Annotated in this window: 26 protein-coding genes; 10 read left to right on the forward strand and 16 right to left on the reverse strand. The window is 75.1% G+C overall.

Annotation, left to right across the window (positions count from 1 at the left end; genetic code table 11):
• Positions 1-94: 94 nt before the first annotated feature.
• Complete coding sequence (locus ACIRRH_RS28230; RefSeq protein ID WP_403073013.1) at positions 95-646, reverse strand: hypothetical protein; 552 nt, start codon at positions 644-646, stop codon at positions 95-97.
• Positions 647-846: 200 nt separating this feature from the next.
• Between ACIRRH_RS28230 and ACIRRH_RS28235 the strand changes: the two genes are divergently transcribed.
• Complete coding sequence (locus ACIRRH_RS28235; RefSeq protein ID WP_403073016.1) at positions 847-1,677, forward strand: respiratory nitrate reductase subunit gamma; 831 nt, start codon at positions 847-849, stop codon at positions 1,675-1,677.
• 70 nt (positions 1,678-1,747) lie between these two features.
• Here the strand turns inward: ACIRRH_RS28235 and ACIRRH_RS28240 are convergent, their stop codons facing one another.
• Positions 1,748-2,686, reverse strand: a complete 939-nt coding sequence (locus tag ACIRRH_RS28240) for a LysR substrate-binding domain-containing protein (RefSeq protein WP_403073019.1) — start codon at positions 2,684-2,686, stop codon at positions 1,748-1,750.
• 130 nt (positions 2,687-2,816) lie between these two features.
• Between ACIRRH_RS28240 and ACIRRH_RS28245 the strand changes: the two genes are divergently transcribed.
• Positions 2,817-3,542 (forward strand): SDR family oxidoreductase, encoded by a 726-nt coding sequence (locus ACIRRH_RS28245; protein WP_403073021.1) that lies wholly within the window; start codon positions 2,817-2,819, stop codon positions 3,540-3,542.
• A 142-nt stretch (positions 3,543-3,684) separates the two neighbouring features.
• A complete protein-coding gene (locus ACIRRH_RS28250) occupies positions 3,685-4,293 on the forward strand; it encodes an ester cyclase (protein WP_403073024.1) in 609 nt (202 codons plus the stop codon).
• Positions 4,294-4,470: 177 nt separating this feature from the next.
• On the opposite strand, the gene ACIRRH_RS28255 is transcribed toward ACIRRH_RS28250, so the two are convergent.
• On the reverse strand, positions 4,471-4,764 hold the full coding sequence (locus ACIRRH_RS28255; RefSeq protein WP_403073026.1) for a putative quinol monooxygenase: 294 nt from the start codon (positions 4,762-4,764) through the stop codon (positions 4,471-4,473).
• A 21-nt stretch (positions 4,765-4,785) separates the two neighbouring features.
• The gene (locus tag ACIRRH_RS28260) at positions 4,786-5,607 is read right to left on the reverse strand and encodes a helix-turn-helix domain-containing protein (protein WP_403073029.1); all 822 of its coding nucleotides are present in this window, start codon (positions 5,605-5,607) and stop codon (positions 4,786-4,788) included.
• A 202-nt stretch (positions 5,608-5,809) separates the two neighbouring features.
• Here ACIRRH_RS28260 and ACIRRH_RS28265 point away from each other — a divergent pair, with 202 nt between their 5' ends.
• On the forward strand, positions 5,810-6,247 hold the full coding sequence (locus tag ACIRRH_RS28265; protein ID WP_403073032.1) for a universal stress protein: 438 nt from the start codon (positions 5,810-5,812) through the stop codon (positions 6,245-6,247).
• A gap of 23 nt (positions 6,248-6,270) precedes the next feature.
• Here ACIRRH_RS28265 and ACIRRH_RS28270 read toward each other — a convergent pair whose 3' ends face one another.
• From ACIRRH_RS28270 to ACIRRH_RS28295, 6 genes are all read right to left on the reverse strand, one after another.
• The gene (locus ACIRRH_RS28270) at positions 6,271-6,771 is read right to left on the reverse strand and encodes a hydrogenase maturation protease (protein ID WP_403073110.1); all 501 of its coding nucleotides are present in this window, start codon (positions 6,769-6,771) and stop codon (positions 6,271-6,273) included.
• 5 nt (positions 6,772-6,776) lie between these two features.
• The gene (locus ACIRRH_RS28275; protein WP_403073034.1) at positions 6,777-8,072 is read right to left on the reverse strand and encodes a Ni/Fe hydrogenase subunit alpha; all 1,296 of its coding nucleotides are present in this window, start codon (positions 8,070-8,072) and stop codon (positions 6,777-6,779) included.
• Positions 8,069-8,848: an oxidoreductase gene (locus ACIRRH_RS28280; RefSeq protein WP_363388267.1), complete on the reverse strand. Its 780-nt coding sequence runs from the start codon at positions 8,846-8,848 to the stop codon at positions 8,069-8,071. The genes ACIRRH_RS28275 and ACIRRH_RS28280 overlap by 4 nt, the downstream gene beginning before the upstream one ends.
• Before the next feature lie 5 nt (positions 8,849-8,853).
• Positions 8,854-9,663 carry an FAD/NAD(P)-binding protein gene (locus ACIRRH_RS28285; RefSeq protein ID WP_403073037.1) on the reverse strand — a complete coding sequence of 270 codons (810 nt, stop codon included), beginning with the start codon at positions 9,661-9,663 and terminating at the stop codon, positions 8,854-8,856.
• A complete protein-coding gene (locus ACIRRH_RS28290) occupies positions 9,660-10,820 on the reverse strand; it encodes a 4Fe-4S dicluster domain-containing protein (RefSeq protein ID WP_403073040.1) in 1,161 nt (386 codons plus the stop codon). Before ACIRRH_RS28290 ends, ACIRRH_RS28285 begins: the two co-directional genes overlap by 4 nt.
• Positions 10,821-10,947: 127 nt before the next feature.
• Positions 10,948-11,601: a helix-turn-helix domain-containing protein gene (locus ACIRRH_RS28295; RefSeq protein ID WP_403073043.1), complete on the reverse strand. Its 654-nt coding sequence runs from the start codon at positions 11,599-11,601 to the stop codon at positions 10,948-10,950.
• Positions 11,602-11,886: 285 nt separating this feature from the next.
• Between ACIRRH_RS28295 and ACIRRH_RS28300 the strand changes: the two genes are divergently transcribed.
• Positions 11,887-13,596 carry a GAF domain-containing protein gene (locus ACIRRH_RS28300; protein WP_403073046.1) on the forward strand — a complete coding sequence of 570 codons (1,710 nt, stop codon included), beginning with the start codon at positions 11,887-11,889 and terminating at the stop codon, positions 13,594-13,596.
• A gap of 3 nt (positions 13,597-13,599) precedes the next feature.
• Here ACIRRH_RS28300 and ACIRRH_RS28305 read toward each other — a convergent pair whose 3' ends face one another.
• From ACIRRH_RS28305 to ACIRRH_RS28325, 5 genes are all read right to left on the reverse strand, one after another.
• A complete protein-coding gene (locus tag ACIRRH_RS28305) occupies positions 13,600-14,580 on the reverse strand; it encodes an Acg family FMN-binding oxidoreductase (RefSeq protein WP_403073048.1) in 981 nt (326 codons plus the stop codon).
• 22 nt (positions 14,581-14,602) lie between these two features.
• Positions 14,603-14,758: a hypothetical protein gene (locus ACIRRH_RS28310; protein WP_403073050.1), complete on the reverse strand. Its 156-nt coding sequence runs from the start codon at positions 14,756-14,758 to the stop codon at positions 14,603-14,605.
• A 117-nt stretch (positions 14,759-14,875) separates the two neighbouring features.
• Positions 14,876-15,550: a response regulator gene (locus tag ACIRRH_RS28315; RefSeq protein WP_403073053.1), complete on the reverse strand. Its 675-nt coding sequence runs from the start codon at positions 15,548-15,550 to the stop codon at positions 14,876-14,878.
• Between the two features lie 319 nt (positions 15,551-15,869).
• Complete coding sequence (locus ACIRRH_RS28320; protein WP_403073055.1) at positions 15,870-16,559, reverse strand: HPP family protein; 690 nt, start codon at positions 16,557-16,559, stop codon at positions 15,870-15,872.
• A 5-nt stretch (positions 16,560-16,564) separates the two neighbouring features.
• Positions 16,565-19,288 (reverse strand): GNAT family N-acetyltransferase, encoded by a 2,724-nt coding sequence (locus ACIRRH_RS28325; protein ID WP_403073058.1) that lies wholly within the window; start codon positions 19,286-19,288, stop codon positions 16,565-16,567.
• A 230-nt stretch (positions 19,289-19,518) separates the two neighbouring features.
• Here ACIRRH_RS28325 and ACIRRH_RS28330 point away from each other — a divergent pair, with 230 nt between their 5' ends.
• The gene (locus tag ACIRRH_RS28330; RefSeq protein ID WP_403073060.1) at positions 19,519-21,882 is read left to right on the forward strand and encodes a glycoside hydrolase family 65 protein; all 2,364 of its coding nucleotides are present in this window, start codon (positions 19,519-19,521) and stop codon (positions 21,880-21,882) included.
• Positions 21,883-21,911: 29 nt separating this feature from the next.
• Here the strand turns inward: ACIRRH_RS28330 and ACIRRH_RS28335 are convergent, their stop codons facing one another.
• Positions 21,912-22,547, reverse strand: a complete 636-nt coding sequence (locus ACIRRH_RS28335) for a hypothetical protein (RefSeq protein ID WP_403073063.1) — start codon at positions 22,545-22,547, stop codon at positions 21,912-21,914.
• 262 nt (positions 22,548-22,809) lie between these two features.
• Between ACIRRH_RS28335 and ACIRRH_RS28340 the strand changes: the two genes are divergently transcribed.
• The 4 genes from ACIRRH_RS28340 (at position 22,810) to ACIRRH_RS28355 (ending at position 24,830) form a co-directional block, all read left to right on the forward strand.
• Positions 22,810-23,052, forward strand: a complete 243-nt coding sequence (locus tag ACIRRH_RS28340; protein ID WP_403073065.1) for a DUF1918 domain-containing protein — start codon at positions 22,810-22,812, stop codon at positions 23,050-23,052.
• A 12-nt stretch (positions 23,053-23,064) separates the two neighbouring features.
• The gene (locus ACIRRH_RS28345; RefSeq protein ID WP_403073068.1) at positions 23,065-23,289 is read left to right on the forward strand and encodes a hypothetical protein; all 225 of its coding nucleotides are present in this window, start codon (positions 23,065-23,067) and stop codon (positions 23,287-23,289) included.
• Positions 23,286-24,164, forward strand: coding sequence for a universal stress protein (locus tag ACIRRH_RS28350; protein WP_403073071.1), 879 nt, complete (start codon positions 23,286-23,288; stop codon positions 24,162-24,164). Before ACIRRH_RS28345 ends, ACIRRH_RS28350 begins: the two co-directional genes overlap by 4 nt.
• Before the next feature lie 132 nt (positions 24,165-24,296).
• The gene (locus ACIRRH_RS28355) at positions 24,297-24,830 is read left to right on the forward strand and encodes a flavodoxin family protein (protein WP_403073111.1); all 534 of its coding nucleotides are present in this window, start codon (positions 24,297-24,299) and stop codon (positions 24,828-24,830) included.
• Positions 24,831-24,854 lie beyond the last annotated feature (24 nt).

Consider the following 24,854-nt stretch of genomic DNA (forward strand, 5'->3'; position numbering starts at 1 on the left):
GCGCACCGGCGCCGTCGACGGGGACCGACGATATGACGGAACCTCAGGCGCGGGAAGGGTGTGTGCCGTCCTCCGGGGGAAATCCGGGTGAACGTCAGCGGACGCGCCGTAGGAGGCGGCGCACCCGGGGCCATCGCGAGGCGGCGACCAGGAAGCCGACCGCTGTCAGCAGCCAGGCACCCGCCGCGATCCACAGCAGCACCCGGCCGAACGGGCGCAGCCAGTCCACCTTCGTCGCCGTCGCGGCGATCAGGGTGGCGACGGCCGTCATGCCGAGCGGGAAGACGGTGGCCCAGCGACGGACGTCGTAGGCCGGGCGCGGGCTGCGCAACTCCGCCGCCAGGAGGACGGCGTAGCCGGTGAGCGCCAGGCCGAGCAGCACCCAGGTGGTGATGCGCAGGACGCCGTGGAGGCCGGGCGTCCAGTCCGGCAGGGCGGTGAGTTTGCCGGCGGCGAGGGCCGAGATGGACAGCGCCCCGGCAATCACCCACTGGTCGCCGGTCAGGGCGAAGGCCGCGGCGAGCAGCACCCAGAGGCCGGCGGCCAGGGCCAGCAGGAGGTACGAGAGCACCTCCTGCCCGGTGAGGTGAAGGCCGACGGAGACGATTCCGGTCGCTATCACCGCCGACCCGGCCGCGGGCGGCACGGCGATCCACCACCCGTTCGGGGCGTCCGGCCGCGCGGCCCGGGGGGCTGGTCGCAGAGTTCATGTGCCCATTCGAGCGGAACTCCCGGTGGGGAATCCAGGGCCGCCACGCCGGTGCCGCCGTTGTGGCGATCCGTCCCGTTCGTCCGCATACCTTGGTCCCCGGTCGATCCGCGGTCAGCAGTGGTCAGGAGTACGTCATGGCTGAGTCGACGTCGGAACCCGGCGAGCTCCTGTTGTGGGCCGGGCGGTTCTTCCACCCGGGGAAGGCCTCTGCCGACCTGCACCGGGTCGTGGTCGAGGGCGGACGGGAGGGCGACGTCTTCTACCGCGACCGGTGGAGCCACGACAAGGTCGTGCACTCCACCCACGGCGTCAACTGCACCGGTTCGTGCCGCTGGAAGGTGTACGTCAAGGACGGCATCATCACCTGGGAGACCCAGGCTACGGACTACCCGTCGGTGGGGCCGGACCGCCCGGAGTACGAGCCGCGCGGCTGTCCGCGCGGGGCGGCGTTCTCCTGGTACACCTACTCGCCGACCCGGGTGCGCTACCCGTACGTCCGCGGTGTGCTGCTGGAGCTGTTCCGTGAGGCGAAGGCCCGGCTCGGGGACCCGGTGCTGGCCTGGGCGGACCTCCAGGCCGATCCGGAGCGCCGCCGCCGCTACCAGCGGGCGCGCGGCAAGGGCGGCCTGGTGCGGGCGGGTTGGGACGAGGCGGTGGAACGCCGTGCCCACCGCCGTGCCGTGGTCCGCCAGGCCGCCGCGCTCTGCCTGGTCCACCCGGACGCCGAGCTGTACCGGCGGCTGCCGCTGCTGCGCGGGCTGTGGGCCACCGTCCCCGCCACCTACCAGGCCCACGCCGTGCTCGGCATGCTGGTGATCGCCGTCGTCCCGTACACCCGGCTGGTGCACATGTTCAGCGCGCCGTGGTTCTACCTGTTCCGCCCGCACCTCGTCTACCGCAGTAGGCCCGCCGGGCAGCGGGCCGAACGCCCGCCGCGCCGCGGCTGGGAGAGCATCGACACCTGACCGGGCGTCCGGCGGCCCCGACCGGCCCCTTCCTCCACGCCGCTTCGCGCAGCAGCCGCAGGCCGTGGCCTCATCCGGGCGTCCCATCGGGCGCGCCGGGAGCCGGCCGCCGTGAGACGGCGGGGTTGACCCGGGCCTGTCGGGCCAGGAGATCGGCGAAGGCCACGGTGAGCGGGTCGGGACGGGTGCGGGTGTAGGCGGTGAGGGTGCGCAGGATCGGGGGGTCCGGGCGCAGCAGGGCGCCCTCGAAGTGCGCCGGGACGATGTCGGCGGGCACCAGGGCGGGGCCGAGCCCGGCCGCGGCCAACAGCGGCGCGGCCGAGGTCTGTTCGGCGCGGATCGCCGCCCGGGGGTGGAAGCCCGCCCGGGCGCAGACCTGGTCGAGCAGGTCGGCGAGGCCGTTGTCGGGGGCGTAGTGGACCCAGTCGCGGTCGGCGAGTTCGGCCAGGGCGACCGTGCCGGCGGGGCGGTCGGCCAGCGGGTCCTCGGCGGGCAGGACGATCGTGAACTCCTCGACGCCCAGCTCCCGGATCGGCCCCTCCCAGCCGGTCGGCGCGGGGCCGATGGCGAGGTCGGCGCGGCCCGCGGCCATGGCGTCCTGGAGCCGGTCGGTGTGGGAGTACTCGCGCAGCCGGATCCGGACTCCGGGGTGCCGGCGGTGCCAGTCCCGCAGCACGGGCGGCAGGATGCCGAGACTGACCGAGTAGACGACGGCGACCTCCAGTTCGCCCTCCTCCAGCCCGGCCGTGCGACGGGCCGCCGCGTGCAGGCGCTCGGCCTCGGCCAACGCGGCACGGGCGTGCGGCAGGACCGCCCGGCCCATCGGGGTGAGCCGTACCGAGCGCGGCAGGCGCTCCAGCAGCGGGCCGCCGAGCGCACCCTCCAGGGCCCTGATCTGGTGGGAGAGCGCGGGCTGGGTGACGTGCAGGTGCTCGGCCGCACGGGTGAACGATCCGGTGTCGACCACGGTGGCCAGGTATTCGAGTTGCCTGAGGGTCGGCGCTGCCATGAACAGATGTTATCGCTGAGGTAGAAAACAAGCCTTGGACTCATCAGTGCTGGTCGGGAGAGGGTCGTGGTGTGGCCGCCGCGGGACGCAGCGGGCGGCCGATTCCCTGATGATTCGAAGGAGGTCCGCCATGTCCGACACCACCTCCCTCCGGGGGCAGCGGCTCGTCGTGGTCGGCGCGGGTTCGCGCACCGGCCGGGCCCTCGCCAAGGCCGCCTCGGCGGCCGGCGCCTCCCTGGTGCTGGCCGGCCCGGACCCGCGCAAGCTGGAATGGACGGCCGGGGAGCTGTCCGGGCCGTCCGAGGTGATCGCCCTGGACATCGCCGACGAGCGGTCGATCGCCGACTTCGCCGCCCGGGCCGGCCGCTTCGACCACCTGGTCTCGACCGCCGCGATGCCGGCCAACGGCCCGCTGCGGGAGCTCGAAGCGGCCGATGTGCAGCGGGCGTTCGCGGCGAAGGTGATCGGTCCGCTGCTGCTGGCCAAGCACCTGGCCGGGCAGGTCTCCGAGAGCGGCTCGTTCACCTTCTTCTCCGGCGTGGCGGCGTGGCGTCCGGCGCCCGCGCGCACGGTGATGGCCACCACCAACGGTGCGCTGGCCTTCCTGGTCCAGGCGCTGGCGGTGGAGATCGCGCCGGTCCGGGTCAACGCGGTCTCCCCCGGCATCGTCGACACCGGCTCCTGGGACGGCCTGGGCGCCGACAAGGAGGCGTTCCTGCGCGGGGTGGCCGAGCGCAACCCGGCCCGCCGCGTCGGCACCCCGGAGGACCTGGTCAAGGCCGTGCTCTACGCCATCGACAACCCGTACGTCACGGGCACGGTGCTGCACGTCGACGGCGGCGGCCGGCTCGCCTGACCTCCGGCCCGTGGGCCGCGGCGCCGCCCCGCCGCGGCCGACCCGGCGCCCCCTCTCCGGCCGGCCGGAACGACCGACCGGCCGTCCACCCCCGCACGCCCGCACCCGCGGGCGTGTCCACCCGATCCTAGGAGCTGTCCCCATGCGTTCGCGCACCCTGACCCGTACCGCCGCCGCCATCGCGACGGTGGCCGCCCTGGCGGCCGGCACCGTGGCGGCCGCGCCCGCCCACGACAGCGGCCGCCACGACTCCGCGCGCGACTGGCCGCAGCGCCTGGTCGACCGTTCGCCCGGCCTCGTCCAGCCGAAGGCCCTCACCGTGGACCGTTCGATCGGTGCCCGGCGCGCCGTCCAGGAGGTCCACCTGGCGCAGCAGTTGTACACCTTCTGGAACACCGGGCAGCAGCAGTACCTTGACGCGGCGATCAGCCCGCAGTTCCGGGACAACACGCTGCCGCCGGGCCGTCCGCAGGGCCCCGCCGGGCCGGTCTTCGCCTCGCGGAACTTCCGTGCCGCGGTGCCGGACCTGACCTGCGAGTTGTCCGACGTCCTGATCGCCGGCGACAGGATCACCGCCCGGCTGGTCTTCCGCGGCCACTTCACCGGCACCTTCGACGGTGTGCGCGGCCAGGGCCAGAGCATCGAGTTCAACGCCATCGACATCCAGCACGTCGGCACCGACCGGATCACCGAGGACTGGCACATCGAGGACAACGCGACCCTGATGGCCCAGATGGGCGTCCACTCCTGACACACCCGGACGCGGCCCGGGGGCGGGTGCCTCGCGAACGGCACCCGGAGGGCCGGGCCCGCGTCCGCTCCCCGGGAACAGCACTGCCGGACGCCGGCGCGACGCCCGAAGCCACGATGGTCCCCCGGCGGCCGACCCCGTGCTCCAGCGAGGGCAGCGCGCCACAGGCTCCGGGGATCACCGGGCGAAGGCGGTCACCACCTCGGAGAACTCGACCTGCGGTTCGCCCGCCAGGAGTTCCGGGAAGCGCGCCAGCAGGCCGGTCACGTGGGAGGAGGCGAAGTGGGCCTCACGCGCCCGGCGGTCGGCGTACCGCTCCGCGACCAGGAACCGGCCGCCCTCCTGGCGGCCCACCGTGTAGCCGAGTGCCCCCGGCTCCGCCCGGGTGCGCTCCGCGACTTCGCGCAGGGCTTCCGCGAGGGCCTCCTCCCGTCCGGGCCTGGCCTGCAGGATCGCCACCACCATGGTCATCGCACTGCCCCTTTCCCTCGGTCAGGGCCCAGCCTGGCGGGGAGCAAGCAACCGCTCATAGTAGAAATGCGACAGGCCCTGCCCCAGCAGCGCCGTCGGGGGCCGGCCGGTGAAGCGCCGGAACTCCCGGACGAAGTGGGCCTGGTCGTAGTAGCCCGCCTCCATCGCGCCCGGCAGGTAGCGGCGTTCGTCGGACAGCAGCAACGCGCGGGTGAGCTTCTGGAAGCGGGCCACGCGCTGGAACGCCTTCGGGCCGGTGCCCACCGCCGCCGGGAACGCCCGCTGCAACCGGCGGGAGCTGACGCCGAGCCGCTCGGCCAGGGTGTCCACCCGTACGTCCCCCGGGCGCCGGTAGACGAGCCGCACCGCGGCGTCCAGCCACGGGTCGGGCCGGTGGTGGCCGGCGAGCAGTTCGGCGAGCACCCGGTCGAGGACCGCCGCCTGCTCCGCCGGACCGGGGGCCAGCCGCACCTCCTCGGCCATCCGCCGCGCCACCGGCCCCCACACGTCGGTGGCGCCCACCACCCGGTCGGCCACCTCGTCGACCCCCGCCGCCAGGAAGTGCCGCAGGGCGCCGGCCCGGAAGCGTACGGCCACGAAGCCGGCCGCCTCCCGCGCCACCGGTGACCAGCGGGCCTCGCGGAGGCAGACCAGGTGCGCGGCGGGCAGCGGCGTCGGCCCGGCCTCGCCGTGCAGGTGGACCTCGCCGGCCCAGTGGATCCACAGCTCGGCGCCCGTTCCGGGCAGCAGCCGGGGAAGCTCGCCGGGGCCTGCCCGGTACCACCAGTAGCGGTCGATCCAGGGCCGCAGCGCCGGCTGCGGCAACGCGTGTTCGACTCGCATCGTTCCCCCCACCCCGTGACGGCCGTGCCCCGGCTGTGGGCGCCCGCGTCCTGCGACCGTACCCGCCGGGCGGGCGGGTGCGTACGGCCGCCGGCTTCGGCCACCCGGCGGGCGGCCGTCACCCGGGTGCCGGGCCGTGGTGGCGGCACCGCCCGGCGGCCAGCACCGTGGTCGGGGAGCGACGATCCACAGGACGGTGCAGATGAACGCGAACGACTCCCTGCCCCGCGTCGTGGTCGGCGTCGACGGCTCGCCGTCGTCGTACGCCGCACTGCGCTGGGCGGCCCGGCACGCCACGCTGATCGGCGGGGTGGTGGACGCGGTCGGCGCATGGGAACCGCCGAGCCACTTCGGCTGGTCGGCGCCGGTGGTCGACAGCACCTTCGACCGGGAGCTGGCCGAGCGGCGTTTCGCCGACGAACTGCACACGGTGCTCGGCGAGGACTGCCGGACGGAAGTCCGCCAGACGATGGTCATGGGCGACCCCTCCGACGTCCTCCTGGAGGCGTCCCGGGGCGCCGAGCTGCTGGTGGTCGGCAGCCACGGCCACGGCGGCTTCACCCGCTCCCTGCTCGGCTCCGTGAGCACGCGCTGTGCGCAGCACGCGGCCTGCCCGGTCGTCATCGTCCGGGCCCAGTGACGGAAGGAAGTGGGACACCCGGATCACGGCCGGGGCCCGTGCTCCCGGTACGCGTCCACCGCCCGGCGGACCTCCGCGACGACGCCGGGCAGGGCGCCGGTGACGGCCGGGCTCAGACCCTCGCCGATCGAGAAGTCGGCGCCCTCCACCGCGATGATCCGCAGTTCGCGCGGCAGCCGGCCCAGGGCGGCGGCCAGCGCGATACCGTGCCCGAGGCCGAGGCCGTGGGTGCCCACCGCCGCCTCCTCGTCCACGAGGGGGTCGGCGAGCAGGTGGTCGGCGTCGACGGTCACCGAGTGGATCCTGCCCGGCTCGCCGGGGTGGCCGTGCACCGCGTCGACGACGACGGCCAGGTCAGCGCCCTCCCACAGCCCCATCAGCCGGGTGGGCTCGCCGTCGCACAGGGTGAGCCGGTCGGCAGCCAGGCCCGCGGTCGCGAGTTCGGCGAGGACGGCCACCGCGGCGCCGTCGTCGTGGCGGTACTCGTTGCCGACGCCGATGACGACGACCCGCCCGCTGTCCATGTCCGTCAACTCCGCTCCACGGTGAGGGTGAGGAAGTGCGCCGCGCAGGAGATGCACGGGTCGTAGCTGCGGATCGCCTGCTCGCACTGCCGGGTCAGCTCGGTGTCGTCCAGGTGCAGTCGAGGCCGGATGAACGCCCGGAGGTCGGCTTCGATCGCGGTCTGGTTCTGTGCGGTGGGCGGGACGATGACGGCCAGCCGGACGAGCCCCGCCTCGTCGATGTCGTACCGGTGGTAGAGCAGCCCTCGGGGCGCCTCGGTCGCGCCGTACCCGGAGCCCGCCCGGGGTGGGACCGGAACGGCCGCAGCGGGCGGCGGTGCGTACTGCTCGATGATCCGCTGCGCCTCGGTGACGGCCCACAGCACCTCGACCGCGCGGATCACGATGGTGCGGAAGGGGTTGTCGCAGTGCGGGCCGAGCCCGGCCTCGGCGGCCAGGTCGCGGATTCCGGCGGGCAGGCGTCCGCTGCCGAGGTTCCAGCGGGCGAGCGGCCCGGTGAGGTGGGGCCGGCCGTCGAGCGTGGCGTGCAGGGCGGTGGAGTGCCGCACCTGGTGCTCGCGGACGTGCTGTTCGAACTCCGCCACGCCGAACGGGCCGGCGAGGGCGCCGGTGGGCGTCCCGGAGTCGATGGCGTAGCCGTCCGGGTCGCTGAGCGCGAGCAGCTCGTTCCGGACCGTCAGCGGCGGGAAGTCGAACCCGGCCACCCAGCCGAGGGTGTCCTCGGCGTCGACCCGCGCCTGGCGCAGGACCGCTGACAGGTGGTCGAGTTCGGCGCGCGTCGGGAGCCGGTGGAAGCCGCCGAGCCGGACGTTGACCGGGTGGATCGCCCGCCCGCCGAGGACCTCGACGATCTCGTTGCCGGCCTTCTTCAGCCGCAGGCCGCGTTGCAGCAGCGCAGGATCGCTGCGGGCCAGCGCGAGCGCGTCGGGCAGGCCCAGGAAGTCGGGGGCGTGCAGCAGGTGGATGTGCAGGGCGTGGCTCTCGATCCACTCCCCGCAGTACAAGAGCCTGCGCAGCCTTGCGAGTTGGCCGCCCACCTCGACCCCGCAGGCGTCCTCCACGGCGCGGCAGGCGGTCATCTGGTACGCCACCGGGCAGATCCCGCAGATGCGCGAGGTGAGGTCGGGCGGCTCGGTGTACCGGCGGCCGCGGAGCAGCGCCTCGAAGTAGCGCGGGGGTTCGTAGATCGCCAGCCGGACGCTCTCCACCTCGTCGCCGCGGACCGAGACGTGCAACGCGCCCTCGCCCTCGACGCGGGCCAACGCACCGACAGTCAGCAGACGTTGGGTACGGTGGGTCATCCGGTGTCCTCCGTCGCCTGTCGGGCCGCTTCCGCGAAGCCGGGGGCCTCGGCGTTGAAGGTACGGTAGAGCCGGGCGGCGTCCGCCTCCGCCACGCCGTCGCGCCGCAGCAGCGGCAGCAGGGCGTGGGTGTTCGGTGTCTCCATGGGCCCGAAGCAGCCGTAGCAGCCGCGCCCGTACGCCGGGCACAGCGCTCCGCAGCCGGCCTGGGTGACCGGGCCCAGGCACGGGGTGCCGTGGGCGACGGTGACGCAGGTGGTGCCGCGCAGCTTGCACTCGAAGCAGACGCTGTGGGTGGGGACGTCGGGCTTGCGGTCGGCCAGGTAGGCGGTGACGACCTCCAGCAGTTGACGCTTGTCGATCGGGCAGCCGCGCAGTTCCAGGTCGACCGGCACGTGGGCGGAGACCGGGGTGGAGTCTTCGAGGCTGTCGACGTACTCGGGGCGGGCGTAGACGACGGCCTGGTACTCGGGCAGGCTCACCAGGTTGCGCAGCGCCTGGACACCGCCGGCGGTGGCGCAGGCGCCGATGGTCACCAGGTACCGGGACTGCTCGCGCACCCGCCGGATGCGTTCCAGGTCCGCGGCGGTGGCGATGGAGCCCTCGACCAGGGAGAGGTCGTAGGGCGGCGGCAGCTCACGGCTGGAGGCCTCCAGGAAGTACCCGATCTCGATCCTCCCGGCGAGTGCGAGGAGTTCGTCCTCGCAGTCGAGGAGGGTGAGCTGGCAGCCGTCGCAGGAGGAGAACTTCCACACCGCCAGGCGCGGGGTGCCCATGGTGCTCACCTCTCCGGCGTGGCCAGCAGGCCCTCGGCGTGGTCCCAGCCGAAGACCGGACCGTCCCGGCAGACGAGGACGGGGCCGAGCTGGCAGTGGCCGCACCAGACCGTGGCGCAGCGCATGTCGCGTTCCAGCGAGACCCGGATCCGGTCGGCGGGGATGCCCCGGCGCAACAGCTCCCGGGCGGTGGCGCGCATCATCACCTCCGGGCCGCAGAGGTAGGCCGCGCAGCGCTCGGGCCGGAGCGCGACGCGGTCGAGCAGGCCGGTGACCAGGCCGGTTCCACCGCGCCAGCCGGGCTCGGGGCGGTCCACGGTGACCAGGACGTCCACGGCCGAGCGCCAGCGCGGCAGGTCGTCGAGGAACAGTTGCTCACCCGGGTTGCGGAATCCGGTGAGCACCGAGACCCTGCCGAGCTGCCCGGCCCGGGCGACGGTCTCCTCGATCAGCGGGCGCAGCGGGGCGAGCCCGATGCCGCCGGACACGACCAGCACGTCGCTGTCCGGCGGCGGACTCCCCCAGACCCTGCCGTACGGACCGCGGGCACCGATCCAGTCACCTGCTTCCGCCCGGCAGAGTGCCTCGCTGACCTTGCCGACCGCGCGCACGGTGTGGCTCAGCACGGCGCCGTCGATCCGGCTGGTGGACAGCGGGATCTCACTGGTACCGAAGGCGTACAGCATCGCGTACTGCCCGGGGCGGAGCGGGCGCAGGGGTTCGGCGGCCGGTACCAGGTCGAGGGTGGCGGTGTCGGCGGTCTCGCGGTGGCGGGCCCGTACCCGGTACGGAACGGGGGTGGTCGCGTGCGTCATGGTGCTCCCTCGGTGGTCGCTCCCCCGGTCGTCGCCGCCTCGGCCCGTAGGGCGGCGACCTCCTCGGTCAGGTCGATCCCGACCGGGCACCAGGCGATGCAGCGCCCGCAGCCGACGCACCCGGAGGAGCCGAACTGGTCGTGCCAGGTGCCGAGTTTGTGAGTGAGCCACTGGCGGTAGCGGCTGCGGGCGGAGGCGCGGACCGGGCCGGTGCCGTGCACGTAGGAGAAGTCGAGGTCGAAGCAGGAGTCCCAGCGCCGCCACCGCTCGGCGTGGTCGCCGGTGAGGTCGGTGACCTCCTCGGTGGTGGTGCAGAAACAGGTGGGGCAGACCATGGTGCAGTTGCCGCAGGTCAGGCAGCGGTTCGCGACCTGGTCCCAGCGCTCGGCCGTCATCGTCCCGGCCATCAGCGCGCGCAGGTCGGTGGGATCCATGCTCCGGCCCATCCGTCCGGCAGCCTCGGCGACGGCGGCCCGGGCGTGCTCGCCGTCGGTGGGGTGGCCGGGCAGCCCCGCCAGGACCTCCTCGCCGTCCGCGCTGCCGGCCCGGACCACGTAGCGCGGACCGCCCGCCTCGACGGTCTCGGTGAGCGCCAGGTCGTACGACGACCCCTCCGGCAGCCCTGGGCCGGTGCCCATCGAGACGCAGAAGCAGACCGCACTGGGCTCGGTGCACTCGGCCACGACGATGAAGGCGGAGGCACGCCGCGGCGCGTACACCGGGTCGGCGTACGCGCCGCCCGTCAGCACCCGGTCCTGGACGGCGATCGCGCGCAGGTCGCAGGGGCGCACGCCGAGGAAGGCGTAGCGGGGCGGCGGGTCGTCCTCCTCCCGGACCGTGACCGTCCCGTCCTCGGACCGGTCGGCCTGCCAGAGCCGGGCCCGGGGCGGGTGCAGGAAGGTCTTCCAGGACTGCGGCCCGGCGGAGTGGGCGAACGCCGCCCGGTCGTTGCGCCGGCGCAGCCGGTAGGTGCCGGCGTCGGCCTCGACGCCCCAGCCGTACGGCAGCTCGCCGGCCGAGGCCAGTTCGGCGAGAACGATCGCGCCGTCCCGCACGGTGGGCCCGATCACGGTGAAGCCCCGCTGCCGCAGGGCCGCGACCAGCTCGGCGAGACCACGTTCGTCCAGTTCCACGAGCGGTGCTGCCGTGGTGTCCATCGGCCCTACCTCCGGTTCACCGTCGGTGCCGGCCCGGCGCGCGCTTTCCGTCATCCCACTGTCCGCCGGTCCCCGCGTTCGTGCACGGGGTCTGCCGTCCCCGCCGACGGCCGACGGCCGGCAGCGCTCACCCTCCGTCGATGCGGCGTCCGGTGATGCCGGCCGGGCGGATACGCACCCACAGGGGACGGGATCCACCGGCCCACGGGGTGGAGCCCGGGAGGGTGGAGAGGTGCTGCTCCTCGTCCGGGGTGCCGGCGTGATGGGCCTCGCCGAGGACGAGGACGCTCCAGCCCTGGCGGCGGTGTTCGTCGATGCGGTCGACCTCGAAGGAGACGGGTGAGCCCTCGTCGGGGGCGGCGGCGTCTCCGGGGGCCGTGCGGTAGGCGATCGTCCGGTCGTCCACCACGTAGTTGACCGGGAGCACGACGGGCGCCGACGAGCCGGGCAGGCCCACCCGGCCGATGCCGTGGGTGCCGAGCAGTTCCCAGCACTGCGGCTCGGTGAGACACAGGAGCCGGGCGTGCGGGCCGGCCTCGGTCTGCCCCGGTGGGGCGTCCTCGCGTCGGCCGGACAGCAGCTCCGGCCAGGTCAGTCCGAGCACGGCGGCGATCCGGACGAACCCCGGCGGGTCGAACTCCGGCCCGGAGCACAGGACCTGCCGCAGGTAGGCGGGCGACATGGCGGCCCGGTGGGCCAGCATCCCTTCGGTCAGGCCGAGTTGCTCGCGCCGTCGGACGATCCGGTGGGTGATGTCGGCCGGATCGGGATGGATGGTCATGGTGGCTGCTCCTCCGAGTCCCGGAGGGTCGGATCGGGGACATCGCGCCAGGTGCGGCGGCCGGGTCCGTGGCAGGTGAGCGCCCTCATGCCGCGATCACTCCTCTCGGAGGGCGGAGCCGGGGCGGTTCCGCCCGCACCTCCAGCGTTCCCCCCGGACACGCCCCTCGCCAGGGGGCCGCTGGGGTGCTCCCGGTGGGCCGATGGACCCCCTTGCGTCCGCCGGGTCGTGGCCTGCGCGCCTACGCTGGTCAGGGGGCATCGGGGGCGAGCCAGGGAGGACCCCTTGGGCAGCGCATCGGAGAGTTCCGCCCCCGTGCCCGACCTGCGGCTGGACGAACTCCTGGCGGAGCTCCAGGCCCGGCTGGACGCCGCCCGTGGCACCCGGGACCGGGTGCACAGCCTGCTGGAGGCGGTGCTGGCGGTCGGCCGCGACCTGGAACTGACCCAGGCGCTCCAGCACATCGTGGAGGCCGCGGTCACCCTGGTGGACGCCGAGTACGGCGCGCTCGGCGTGATCGGCGAGGACCAGCGGCTGTCCCAGTTCATCCCGGTCGGCGTCACGGACGAGCAGGTCAAGCTGATCGGCGACCTGCCCTCCGGGCACGGCATCCTCGGCGAGCTGATCCGCCACCCCGAACCGCTGCGGCTCGGCCGGCTCTCCGACCATCCGGCCTCCTACGGCTTCCCGGCCAACCATCCCCCGATGCGCAGCTTCCTGGGGGTGCCGATCCGGATCCGGGACAAGGTGTTCGGCAACCTCTACCTGACCGAGAAACGCGGCGGAGGCGACTTCGACGCGGAGGACGAGTCGGTGCTCGCCACCCTCGCCGTGGCCGCCGGGGTGGCGATCGACAACGCCCGCCTCTACGCGCGGGCCCGCCAGCGGCAGCGCTGGCTGGAGGCGAGCGCCGAGGTGACCAGCAGCCTGCTGTCCGGCAGCGGCGAGCAGGAGGTGCTGGACCTGCTGGTGGCCCGGGCGAGCGGGATCGCCGGCGCGGACCTCGCCGTCGTCGCCGTGCCACTGCCGGGGACCGGCGAGCTCGAGGTGCGGATCGCGGTCGGCCTCGGCGAGGAGGAGCACCGTGGCCTGGTCCTGCCGGTCGAGGGCTCGTTCATGGGTGCGGCCTTCCGCACCGGCGGGCTCGTGGTGAGCCCCGACGTCCGGAGGGACCCCCGGATCACGGCGGGGCCGCCGCGCTGGAAAGGTCTCGGCCCGGCGGTCGCGGTGCCCGTCGGCACCGCCGAGCGCGGCATCCGGGGCGTGCTGCTGCTGGCCCGGTCGGCCGGTGCGCCGCTGTTCGAGGAGGACGGGTCCAGTCCTCTGCTCGGCTTCGCGGGCCAGGCGGCGGTGGCGATGGAACTCGCCGAGCGCCGCCGCGACTCCGAGCAGGTCGCGCTGCTGCGGGAGCGCGACCGGATCGCCCGTGACCTGCACGACCTGGCCATCCAGCGGCTCTTCGCCACCGGCATGACCCTCCAGGGAGCCACCCGTTTCATCGAGCACCCCGAGGCGACGGACCGCGTCCTGCGGGCGATCGACGACCTGGACGAGACTGCCAGGACCATCCGCGCGACCATCTTCGGCCTGCGCCTGCGCGAGCGCGGCCCGGCGGCGGGCGGCCTGCGCGCCCGGATCGTCGGGGTGGTCGAACGGGCCGCCCGTGCACTCGGCTTCGCCCCGGCTCTGCGGATGACCGGCCTGCTGGACGTCACGGTGCCCGCCGAGGTCGCGGACGCGGCGGTCGCCGTCCTGGAGGAGTCCCTGTCCAACGCCGCCCGCCACGCCAGGGCCCACACGGTCACGGCCACCGTCACCGCCGAGACCGACCTGACCCTCACCGTCACCGACGACGGGGTCGGCCTCCCCGAGGGCGGCCATCGCAGCGGACTCGCCAACCTCGCCGACCGGGCCGCCGCCCTGGGCGGCACCTTCACCGCCGGCCGGCGCCCCGGGGGCGGCACCGAGCTGGTCTGGCGGGTGCCCCTGGAGTAGGCGTCAGCCGTCGTCCAGTACCTCGCCGGGTGCCAGGCGGGGCGTCCGGGCGCCCTCGGGGCCGTAACCGAGGCGGATCAGCATCTGGACGTGGCCGGGGCGCTGGTGCGGGTCGCGTGCCTCCCAGCGCAGGTAGGGCCACTCCATGGCCTGGTGCAGCAGGGAGGCGCGCACGCCGTGGACGGTGGCGGCGAGCAGGACGTGTTCCAGCGCGAGGCCGGCGCGCAGCCAGTCCTCGGGGGTGTCGTGGTCGGTGGTGAGGACGGCGATGCGGGGCTCGCGCTCGAAGAGGGCCGGAGCCCGGTGCTCGGCCGCGCGGATGGCGGAGAAGTCGCGCATCGGCAGGCGGCCGGCCAGGTCCTGGGGGCCGAGCGCGCGGGCCGGGATGCCGTACGGCGGTGCGTCGCCGGTGCGGATCCAGCTGCGGCTCTCGGCGCGCTGGGCCTCGTCGGTGGTGCTGCGGCGCTCGGCCTCGGCGGTGAGGTGGAGCAGCCGGGCGGTCTCCGCGTGGTCGGGCAGGTGGAGCGCGGCGTCCTCCGCGCGGGCGGCGTCGGCCAGTTCGTCGAGGACGGCCCGCGGGACCGGCACGTCGGTGAACGGCGTGCGGATGGAGTGCCGGCGCCAGATCGCCTCGTAGAGCTTCTCCGTACCGGGGGCCGGCGCGGGGGCCTGGGTGTCGAGCCGGACCGCGGCGAACAGGTCGGGCTCGGCCGGGTCGGGCAGCAGGCGGACGTCGGGCGCCCAGCCGAGGTGGCGGGCCGCGACCCTCAGGTTGAGGACGGCCGCGCCGACGGAGATGTGCAGGGCCTGCCCCTGGGGGTCGGCGGCCGTCACGGCCCGGCTGCGGTCGGCCCGGACCTCCAGGGTCGAGGTGTCCGGCTGGAGACGGAAGCGCCAGGGCTGGCTGTTGTGGATCGAGGGTGCCGCGACCGCCGCGGAGACGAGCTTCTCCAGCGTGGGCGCGTCGAGGGCGAGGGTGGGCATGGCCGCCTCCCGGGGTTCGTCGTCAGCCGGAGTCTGCCGGGCCGTGCGGGGCCGTCCGGCCGAGGTACCGGACCAGGGCGATCACACCGAGGACCGCCAGTGCCCAGAGGAGCAGCGTGCCCACGGTCATCAGACCGATGCCCCAGCCGTTCATGCCCCCGTCGTTCCAGTACGTCATCGCCGTCTCCTCGGGCCGTGACGGGAGGGTGGATCACCTCCACGGTGCGGCCTGGGCGCGGTGTGCCGCTTGGGCCGTTCGGCTCCTTCTGCGGGCCCGCCCGGCCCCCGCCGGGGCTCAGTGCGGGCGCTGGTGGTGCTGTTCGGGGTCGGCGTGGGCGGCGATGACGGCGGCCTGGAGGCGGCGTTCGACGCCCAGTTTGGCGAGCAGGCGCGACACGTGGTTCTTCACGGTCTTCTCGGCGAGGTAGAGCTCCTGGCCGATCTGGCGGTTCGTCCTGCCCTCCCCCACCAGGGCGAGGATCTCCCGCTCGCGCGGGGTGAGCCCGGCGAGCGCGGCGTCGGTCTCGCTCTGCTCGTGGTGGCGCAGGCTCTCCATCAGCTTGCGGGTGGTGGCCGGATCGAGCATCGACTGGCCGGAGGCCACCGTGCGGACCGCGCCGACCAGTTCGGCACCCTTGACCTGCTTGAGGACGTAGCCGGCCGCACCGGCCATGATCGCGTCGAGCAGGGCGTCGTCGTCGTCGAAGGAGGTCAGCATCAGGCAGGCCAGCCCGGGCATCCGGTCGCGCAGTTCCCGGCAGACGGTCACTCCGTCTCCGTCCGGGAGCCGTACGTCGAGCACCGCGACGTCCGGGCGCAGCGCGGGCACCCGGGCGAGCGCCTGGGCGCAGGTGCCCGCCTCGCCGACGACCTCGATGTCGGGTTCGCTCTCCAGGAGGTCGCGGACGCCCCGGCGGACCACCTCGTGGTCGTCCAGCAGGAACACCCGTACGGGCTGGGGCGTGTCCATGGCCTGCTCCCTGGGGCGCGCGGGGCGTTGACACCACCGATTCTCCGTGCCCGCCCCTCTCCACGCAGCGCGTCAGCCGCGCGGCGCGACGGCGACCGGGTACCAGGCACCGCGGAGCACCGCCCGGGCGACCGGGCCCGGACGGTGCCCGCGGCGGCCGAGCACGAGCCCCCCACCCTGCGGCCGGCCCCGCCGCCGAGCGCGGTCCACCGCGTCCACGGCGGGCCCGAGGCAGGCCCCCGCGCGACCGGATCGACCGCGAACTCGGCTTGGCGGCCGTGATCCCCCGCTCGGGCGAGCGGGTCCTGCTCCGGTGGCCTCAGACGGTCGGCACCGGCCCGGTGTCGTCGAGGTCCCAGGTGAGGTGGTCGGTCAGGGCGGTGAGGCCGTCGAGCTGGGCGAGTCGGAGGCAGAGGGCGGCGGCGTCACGGCGGGTGCGGGTGCGGCCGGTGACCGAGACCAGGCCGCGTTCGCAGCGGACGTGGAGCGAGCCGGGGACGACGCCGCTGCCGGGGGTGAGGGCGAGGGCGAGGGCCTCGGAGCGGATGGCCTCGTCCTCGCGGCGCAGGGCGTCGAGCAGGTCGTGCGAGGTGAGCAGGCCGACGAGGCGGCCTTCGGCGTCCACCACGGGCAGGTGGTGCAGTCCTTCGCGGGTCAGCAGGGCGAGGGCGTCGGAGAGGGGCGTCGCCTCGGTTACGGTGACCGCCGGGGCGGCCATCAGGTCCCGGGCGAGCAGCTCCTGCTGCGGGTCCTCCTCCGCATAGGCGGTGAGGAGGTCGGAGACGGTGACCACCCCGATGACGGTGCCGTCCGGGGAGACCACGGGCACGATGCCGCGTCGGGAGGCGCCCAGCACGGCTGTGACGGTGGCGAAGTCGGTGCCGGAGGTGACGGCGATGCCGGGGTGGCTCATGCAGTCGCCGACCCGGGTCGGGCCGCCGGCCGGCCGCGCGGGGCCGCACGACGGGAAGGTGTCGGCCGCCGTGCCGTCGAGGATGCTGTGATTCACGGGGCTCACTCCCCTTCGGCGGCCGCTGGGCGGCGCAGCCGCCGCAGGTAGGGGTCGAAGGACGGGCGGCGTTCCAGCCGTACCCGGGCGTCCACGCAGACCGCACCGTCGGGGCGCAGGATGACGGGGTTGAGGTCGGCCTCGACGAGCTCCGGGAAGTCGTCGGCCAGGCGGGAGAGCCGGGCCAGTACGGACCGGAGCGCCGCGAGCTCCACGGCGGGCGCCCCGGCGCTGCCCGACAGCAGTGGCGCGCTGCGGAGTTCGGCGACCATGGTGGTCAGATCGCGCTCGCTCAGCGGGGCGAGCCGGGCCGACCGGTCGGCCAGCACGTCGGCGGCCGTGCCGCCCGCCCCGACCACCACGAGCGGCCCGAAGACCCGGTCCTGGACGACACCCACGAGCAGCTCGACACCCGGCTCCGCCATCGGCTGGACCACCGCGCCGACCAGCTCGGCACCGAACCCGTCCGTGAACTCCCGGTAGGCGGAGCGCACTTCGGCCTCGGTGCCGAGGCCCGTACGGACGGCGCCCAGCACGCTCTTGTGCACCTGCCCGGGCCAGTAGGCCTTCAGCGCCACCTTCCGCTCGTGCCCGAGGAGGCGCAGCCCGTTCGCGGCGGCGACCGCCGCCTCCTCGTCGCGGGCCCACACCGAGCTGGTCAGCGGCAGCCCGTAGGCCTCCAGCAGGTCGGCGGTGGACAGCGGGTCGAGCCAGCCTCCGTCGGGGTGGGCGGTGAGGTGGCCGTCGATCAGGCTGCGCGCGGTGCGACGGTCGCAGTCCGGCGCGCCGGCGGGGACGGAGGGGGCCTCGGCGAGCCGGCGGGCGCGGTCCCGGGCGTGGGCGAGTGCGCGGGCGGCGGCGAGGGTGTCGGAGTAGGCGGGCAGCACACCGCCGTCCGCGCAGGTGCGGTAGCGCACGGGCACCTGCTGGTCGAGCAGCACGGCGGCGATGGGCACGCGGCGCCGGGCCGGGCCCTCCAGCAGGGCGCGCACCGGGTCCTGGGCGGGGGTGGTTCCCAGCGCCGTCGGCACCAGGCACACCAGGATCGCGTCGACGGCCTCCTCGCGTTCCAACGCCCGGAGGAAGAGGGTGAGTTCGGTCGGCCCCACCGCCGCCGTGGTGTCCACCGGGTTGCGGACGGACGCGCCGGGCGGCAGCAGCTTGCCGAGTTCCGCCGGGAGTTCCGGCAGTTCCAGTCCGGCCTCGGCGCAGGCGTCGGCGGCGAGGACACCGATGCCGCCGGCGTTGGACACCACGGCGACCGCGCCTCGCGGGCCGGGCAGCGGCTGGGCGTGCAACAGGGCGGCGGCCTCGACGAGTTCGTCGATGCTGCGGGTGGCCGTGATGCCCGCCTGCCGGAACAGCGCCTCCCGGGTGACGGTGGGGGTGGCGGCGGCCGCGGTGTGCGAGGCGGCGCCCCGGCGGCCGGCTGTCGAGCGGCCGGCGTCGACGGTGAGCACCGGGATGCTCCTGGTCACCCGGCGTGCGGTGCGGGCGAAGGCGCGCGGGTTGCCGAAGGACTCCAGGTGGAGCAGCGCGAGGTCGGTCCGGTCGTCCGCCTCCCACCACTGGAGCAGGTCGTTGCCGCTGACGTCGTACTTGTCGCCGAGCGAGACGAAGCTCGACACCCCGATGCCCAGCCAGGCCAGCCGCGACAGCAGCGCGATCCCCACCCCGCCGCTCTGTACCGCCACCCCGGCGGTGCCGGGCCGGGGGAAGGCGCCGCCGAACTCGGCGTCCAGCCGGACGGCCGGATCGGTCTGTGCCGTGCCGAGGCTGTTCGGCCCGACCACGCGCATGCTGTGCCGACGGCAGGCCCGCATCAGCCGGCGGGCCTCCTGTGCGCCGAGCCCGGAGGAAAGCACCACCAGTGCCCGCACTCCGGCGGTGCCGCACTCCTCGGCCACTGCGGGGACGGCGCCGGCGGGCACGGCCAGCACGGCGAGGTCCGGTACGGCGGGCAGCGCGGAGACGGACGGGTAGGCGGGCGCGCCGCCGATCTCGTCGGCGTGCGGGTTGACCGCCCAGAGCGGACCGGCGAAGCCGCCCTGCCGGATCTTCGTCAGGACGGTCCGTCCGACCGAGCCCTCCCGCCGGGACGCCCCGACCACCGCGACCGAGGCCGGGCGCAGCAGTGCGGCGAGGCTGGCCACGTCGGCGCGCCGCCCGCGTTCGTCCACCGCCGAGCGGTAGCGCTCGTCGCCCTCGTCCAGGGGCACCCGGACCCTGACCTCGCCGTGGGCGTAGCGGCGCTCGACGGGCAGGCCGAGGTCGGCGAAGACCTGGTGGACGGCGTGGTTGCCGCCCAGGGTGTCGGCTTCGAAGAACCGGATGCCGGCGGCCCGGCCGGCGTGCACGAGGTGTTCCAGCAGCAGGGTGGCGACGCCCCGGTGGTGCCAGTGGTCGGCCACCGCGAGGGCCAGTTCGGCCGTTTCCGGCGGCTCGTCCAGCAGCTCGCAGTCCGCCTCGCCGATCAGCTCCTCCCCCGCCCACGCGCCGAGCACCAGAAGACCGGTGCGCGGCGGACCGCACAGCCGGTCGGCGGCCTGCTGCGGCGCGTTGCGGCTGACCCCGAAGAACCGCATCCGACGGCTCTCCTCGGACATCCCGGCGGCGTGCAGGTCGAGCACCGCGCGGTGGTCGTCCGGCCCGATCGGCCGGAGCTCCACGGTCGTGCCGTCGGCCAGCAGGGCCTCGGCGGTGGCGAGCGGCGGGTGGACGGTCGACATGGCGCACCTCCTGTCTCCGTCTCCAGCGTCCGTGCCCGCCCGGAGCGGTGGAAGGGCCGACCGGCCCCGCCCGGTCCGGCGGACGGCGCTGTGGCGGCCGGGCGGACGCCCTGCGGCGGCCCTGCGGACCGCGGTGAGGCGGCCCGGCGCCGCCGTGCGCAGACTGGAGGCAGACCGCTCGGCACGGAGGTCACGTCGTGGCAGCAGACCCACCCGCGGGGTATCCCGACATGCCCGACCCGTGGACCCTCCGCTACCAGGGCTTCGACCCGGCCGAGGAAGGACTGCGGGAGGTGCTGTGCGCGGTCGGCAACGGCTACCTGGTCAGCCGGGGCGCCGCACCGGAGTCCGTCGCCGACGGGGTGCACTACCCGGGGACGTACCTGGCCGGCTGCTACGACCGCGCGGAGTCGACGGTCGCGGGGCGCGCGGTCACCAACGAGGACCTGGTCAACTGCCCGAACTGGCTGCCGCTGACCTTCCGCCCGGCCGGCGGCGCGTGGTTCTCCGGACCGCCCGCCGAGCAGACGCTGGAACTGGACCTGCGCCGGGGGCTGCTGACCCGCACCGCCCTCGTGGTCGACGGGCAGGGGCGGCGGACCCGGCTGGCGCAGCGCCGGCTCGCCAGCCAGGCCCGGCCGCACCTGCTCGCGCTGGAGAGCACCTTCACCCCGGAGAACTGGTCCGGCTCGTTGGAGGTCCGCTCCGGGCTGGACGGCCGCGTCGCCAACACCGGGGTCGCCCGCTACCGGGGACTGGCCGAGCGCCACCTCGTCCCGGCCGGTCAGGGGGCGGACGGGACCGGACTGCTCCGGCTCGAAGCCGACGCGGTCAACTCGCCCCTGCGGATCGCGCTCTGCGCCCGCACCGCCACCGACCGGGAGCACACGGCGAGGACCGAGTGCCGCGAGGGCTGGGTGGCCCGCGTCCTCACCCTGGAGGCCGCGGCGGGCCGGCCCGTCACGGTGACGAAGACCGTCGCCGTGCACACGTCCCGCGACCGGGCGGTCGAGACCCCGCTGCTCGCCTCCCGGCTGCTCGCCGCCGAGGCCGGGGACTTCGACCGGCTGCTCGCCGAACACGCTCTGCGCTGGGCGGAGTTGTGGCGCCGCTGCCGGATCGAGGCCGAGTTCGATGGGGTCGGCCCGCTGCACCTGAACCTGTTCCACCTGCTCCAGAGCCACTCCGAGCACTCCGTCGACCTGGATGTCGGCATCCCGGCCCGGGGGCTGCACGGGGAGGCCTACCGGGGACACGTCTTCTGGGACGAGCTGTTCGTCCTGCGGCTGCTCAACCTCCGCTTCCCGGAGCTGGCCCGCGCCGTACTCCGCTACCGCCACCGCCGCCTGGACGCCGCCCGCCGCCAGGCCCGGGCACTCGGGCTGCACGGTGCGGCCTACCCGTGGCAGAGCGCCCAGGACGGCCGCGAGGAGTCCCAGCAGCTGCACCTCAACCCGCTGTCCGGCCGCTGGCTGCCCGACCACAGCCACCTCCAGCGGCACGTCGGCTCGGCCGTCGCGTACAACATCTGGCAGTACTACCAGTCCACCGGGGACCGGGAGTTCCTCGCCACCGCCGGCGCCGAGATGCTCCTGGAGATCGCCCGGTTCTGGTCCTCCGCGGCTGTCCACGACCCGGCCCGCGGACGCTGGTCCATCCGCGGGGTGCTGGGCCCCGACGAGTACCACGACGGCTACCCCGGGCAGACCCGGCCGGGGCTGGACGACAACGCGTACACCAACGTGCTGGCGTCCTGGGTGCTGGCCCGCGCCCAGGACGCCCTGGACGTCCTGCCCGGCTACCGCCGCGACGAGCTGCGCGAGCGCCTGGCGCTCGACACCGGGGAGCTGGACCGCTGGCAGGAGGTCGGCCGGCACCTGCACGTCCCGTTCCACGACGGCGTCCTGAGCCAGTTCGACGGCTACGAACGCCTCGCCGAACTCGACTGGCCGGGCTACCGGCGCCGCTACCCGGACCTGCGCCGGCTCGACCGGATCCTGGAGGCCGAGGGCGACACCGTCAACCGCTACAAGGCGTCCAAGCAGGCCGACGCGCTGATGCTCTGGTTCCTGTTCTCCGCCCGGGAGGTCCGCGACCTGCTGCGCCGCCTCGGCCACCCGGCCGGCCACGAGCTGCTGCGCCGGACCACCGACTACTACCTGCGGCGCACCGTCCACGGCTCGACGCTCAGCTCGGTGGTGCACGCCTGGGTGCTCACCCGCTGCGACCGCCGCGCCTCCTGGCACCACTTCCGCGACGCCCTGGTGGCCGACCTCCGGGACAGCCAGCACGGCACCACGGCCGAGGGCGTCCACCTGGGCGCCATGGCGGGCGCGGTGGACCTGCTGCAGCGCTGCTACACCGGCCTGGAGGTCCGCGAGGACGCCCTCTGGCTGGACCCGCACCTGCCGTCCGCCCTCGGCCGGCTGGAGCTGGACCTGCGCTACCGGGGCCACTGGGGCCTCACCGTCGCCGTCGACCGCCGCACCGTCACGGTCAGCCTGCACCGGGACCGCCAGGAGCCGGTCCGCATCCGCCTGCGCGGCACCGCGGCGACGATCCGGCCCGGCGAGAGCCGGTGCTTCCACCTCTGAACGCCAGGCCCTCACCGGTGTCCGGAGCCTCAGCGGCACCCGGGCCCTTGCCGGCGCCCGGACCAGCGCGGCTCCACCTGCTCCCAGGCGCACTCCCAGCTCCGCTCGGCCCACCGGTCCAGCCGGCGGCGCCGTAGCGCGAACCAGCCCTCCGTACCGAACCCGAGCACGAGGACCACGCCGAGGCCGACCAGGACGGCGTCGGCGACGACCAGTTCGTTCGACTTGGGCGCACCGGCCGGCTGCCCGGCGTCGTCCAGCCTGGCCGAAACGGCCGTCCCGGTGACGGTGCCGTCCGGTACCGGGACGTAGCCGAGCCCTGGCCCCACCGGGTACGTCCACCGCGCCGGGGCGCGCTCGCCCACGCTGCCCGCCCGGGGGTCGTCCGACTGCGCCGGGCCCGTGGTCACGGCGGTGACGACGTGCCGATGGCGGGCGACCTCCTGCGCGTCCTGTGTCTCCGCGCGGTACGTCAGCACGGCCGCGACCGCCGCCAGGACGAAGCCGGCGAGCACCATCAGGACCGTCCCGGCCACCAGGCGGCTGTACGCGCGGTCGAGCGGACGGCAGAGCGGGTTGTGGTCCCGGCCGGTGGCGCGGCGGACGTGCCCGCGCAGGGACGTGTGCGAGGCGATGTGCCTGTGCGTGGTGACTGCGGCGGACACGGTGCGCCTCCTCGGTGCCGGGACAAGCTCCTGCTCGCACGGACCAGTCTTCCGAGCCGACAGCAGTCCTCCGAGGGTCTGACGGCCCCGGTCCCGGGCCCTCCGGGCCTCGATCCGCGGGTCGCTCGTCCCGGGCCGGGCCGGCCGGGCCCGGTGCCGGGGGCCGTCCGGCCCCTGCCGGAGCCCGCGTTCGGTGGTGCCATGGAAGTACGGACGGCCGGGGCCTTGCCTCCCGGTCCCGCACCGAGCCAGGGAGGACGGCATGAAAGCCGCCGTCGGAGACCACATCATCGTCCAGGGCACCCGACCGGGTGCGGCCCGCAGGGACGGCGAGATCGTCGGCCTGCACCACCCTGACGGCAGCCCGCCGTACGACGTGCGCTGGTCGGACGACGACCGGGTCACCGAGTACTTCCCCGGGCCGGACGCCCGGATCCACCACTTCGGCCACGATCCCTCGGCCCCGCGGCCCGTCCCGCCCAACCCGCACCTCTTCGCCGACTGACGGGCCGCCCCCGTGACCGTCCCCACCGACGCCTCACCCCGTGGGCCGACCGGCACCGAGGCCGCGCGGCTGCCCGCCGAACGCGGCCGCAGCGAGGCCGCCGCCGACCGGCGGGTGCCGCGGTGGGCCCGGGTCGCCGCCCAGCTGCGCGACCCCCTGATCACGGTGCTGCCCACGGCCGTCCCGGCGGACGCCCGCGGGCCGCTCCGGCCGGCGAACCAAGGAGGACCGCCATGACATCCGCGAGTTCCGACGACCCCGGCCGTCCCGTCGTGCTCGGCGTCGACGCCCACGACACCGGCTCGATGCCCACCGTCTGGGCCGCCGACGAGGCCGCCCGCAGGGGTCTGCCGCTGCGGCTGGTGCACGCCGTCCCGTCGCTGTACCGCGAGTTCCGGCCCTCCGACGAGGGCCACTACCACAAGATGCTGCGCGAGCGGGCCGACCAGGCGCTCGACCGGGCCGCGGCCACGGCCCGGGAGCGCCACCCCGAACTGAGCGTGGCCACCTTCGTGGCGGAGGACGTCCCGGCGCCCGCGCTGTGCCGGGAGTCCCGCCGCGCCACGCTCGTCGTCCTCGGCTCCCGACGGCTGAGCCGGGCCGCGGAGGCACTGAGCGCCTACTCGGTGATCGTCCCGGTCAGCGCCCAGGCACACTGTCCGGTGGTCGTGGTCCGCGATCCCGAGCACACCACCCAGGACCCGCCGTACGTCGTGCTCGGCGTGGACGGCAGCCCGTCCTCCGAGCCCGCCGTCGACTTCGCCTTCGCGTTCGCGGACGAGCGCCGGGCCGCGCTGCGCGTCGTGTGGGCCTGGCAGCGCCCACTGGTCGGCAACCTGGACGAGCCCGCCACCGAGCAGCTGCTGCGCCGGATGCTCTTCGAGTCCACCACGGGCCGCCACGAACACCACCCCGACGTGACCGTGACCCACGAACTCGTGCACGGCCACCCGGTCGAGGAGCTGGCCCGGGCCGCCGAGCACGCCCTCGCCGTGGTCGTCGGCCGCCGCGGCAACGGCGGCTTCACCGGCATGCGCCTCGGCTCCGTACCCCACGGCCTGCTGCGCCGTGCCCACTGCCCGATCGTGACGGTGCCCGCTCACCCGCAGTGAACCGACCGCCCCGGCGCGACCGGCCGCGGCGCACCGGCGGACGTACCCGTCCGGCGCCCCGGTCCGGGCCGAACGGCCCACCTCCGCACGGGAGTTCCGGGGCGATCCTGGAGGAGACGAAAGGTGGAGACCATGCACACCGTGATCGTGTACGAGAGCATGTACGGCAACACCCGGGAGATCGCCGAGGCGATCGCCGAAGGCGTCCACGACGCCGACCCCGGTGCGTCCGTCGACTGCCTCCCGGTGGCCGAGGCCGATGCGGAGGTCACCCGGTCCGCGGACCTGCTGGTGGTCGGCGGACCGACCCACATGCGCGGCATGTCCTCCGGGCTCAGCCGCCGGATGGCCGCCGCGGCCGAGGGCCACAAGGAGGGCCGCGAGGAGGCCGCCGCCAAAGCGCGGGAGACCGCCCAGGGTCCGGGCCTGCGGGCCTGGTTCCACGACCTTCCGACGACCGGGGCCGCCACCTACGCCGCCGCGTTCGACACCCGGGTCGACATACCCCGGGCCGGCGGCGCGGCCGACGGCATCGCCCACCGGCTCTCCCGCCATCACTACGACGTGGTCGCCGAACCCGAGGGCTTCATCGTGGAGGACACCGACGGACCGCTGCGCGCCGGCGAACTCGACCGCGCCCGTGCCTGGGGCGCGCGCCTGGTCTGATCCCGTTCGAAGCCCCGGCCCTTC

The sequence above is a fragment of the Kitasatospora sp. NPDC101235 genome, assembly GCF_044767505.1.
Classification (GTDB): Bacteria; Actinomycetota; Actinomycetes; order Streptomycetales; family Streptomycetaceae; genus Kitasatospora.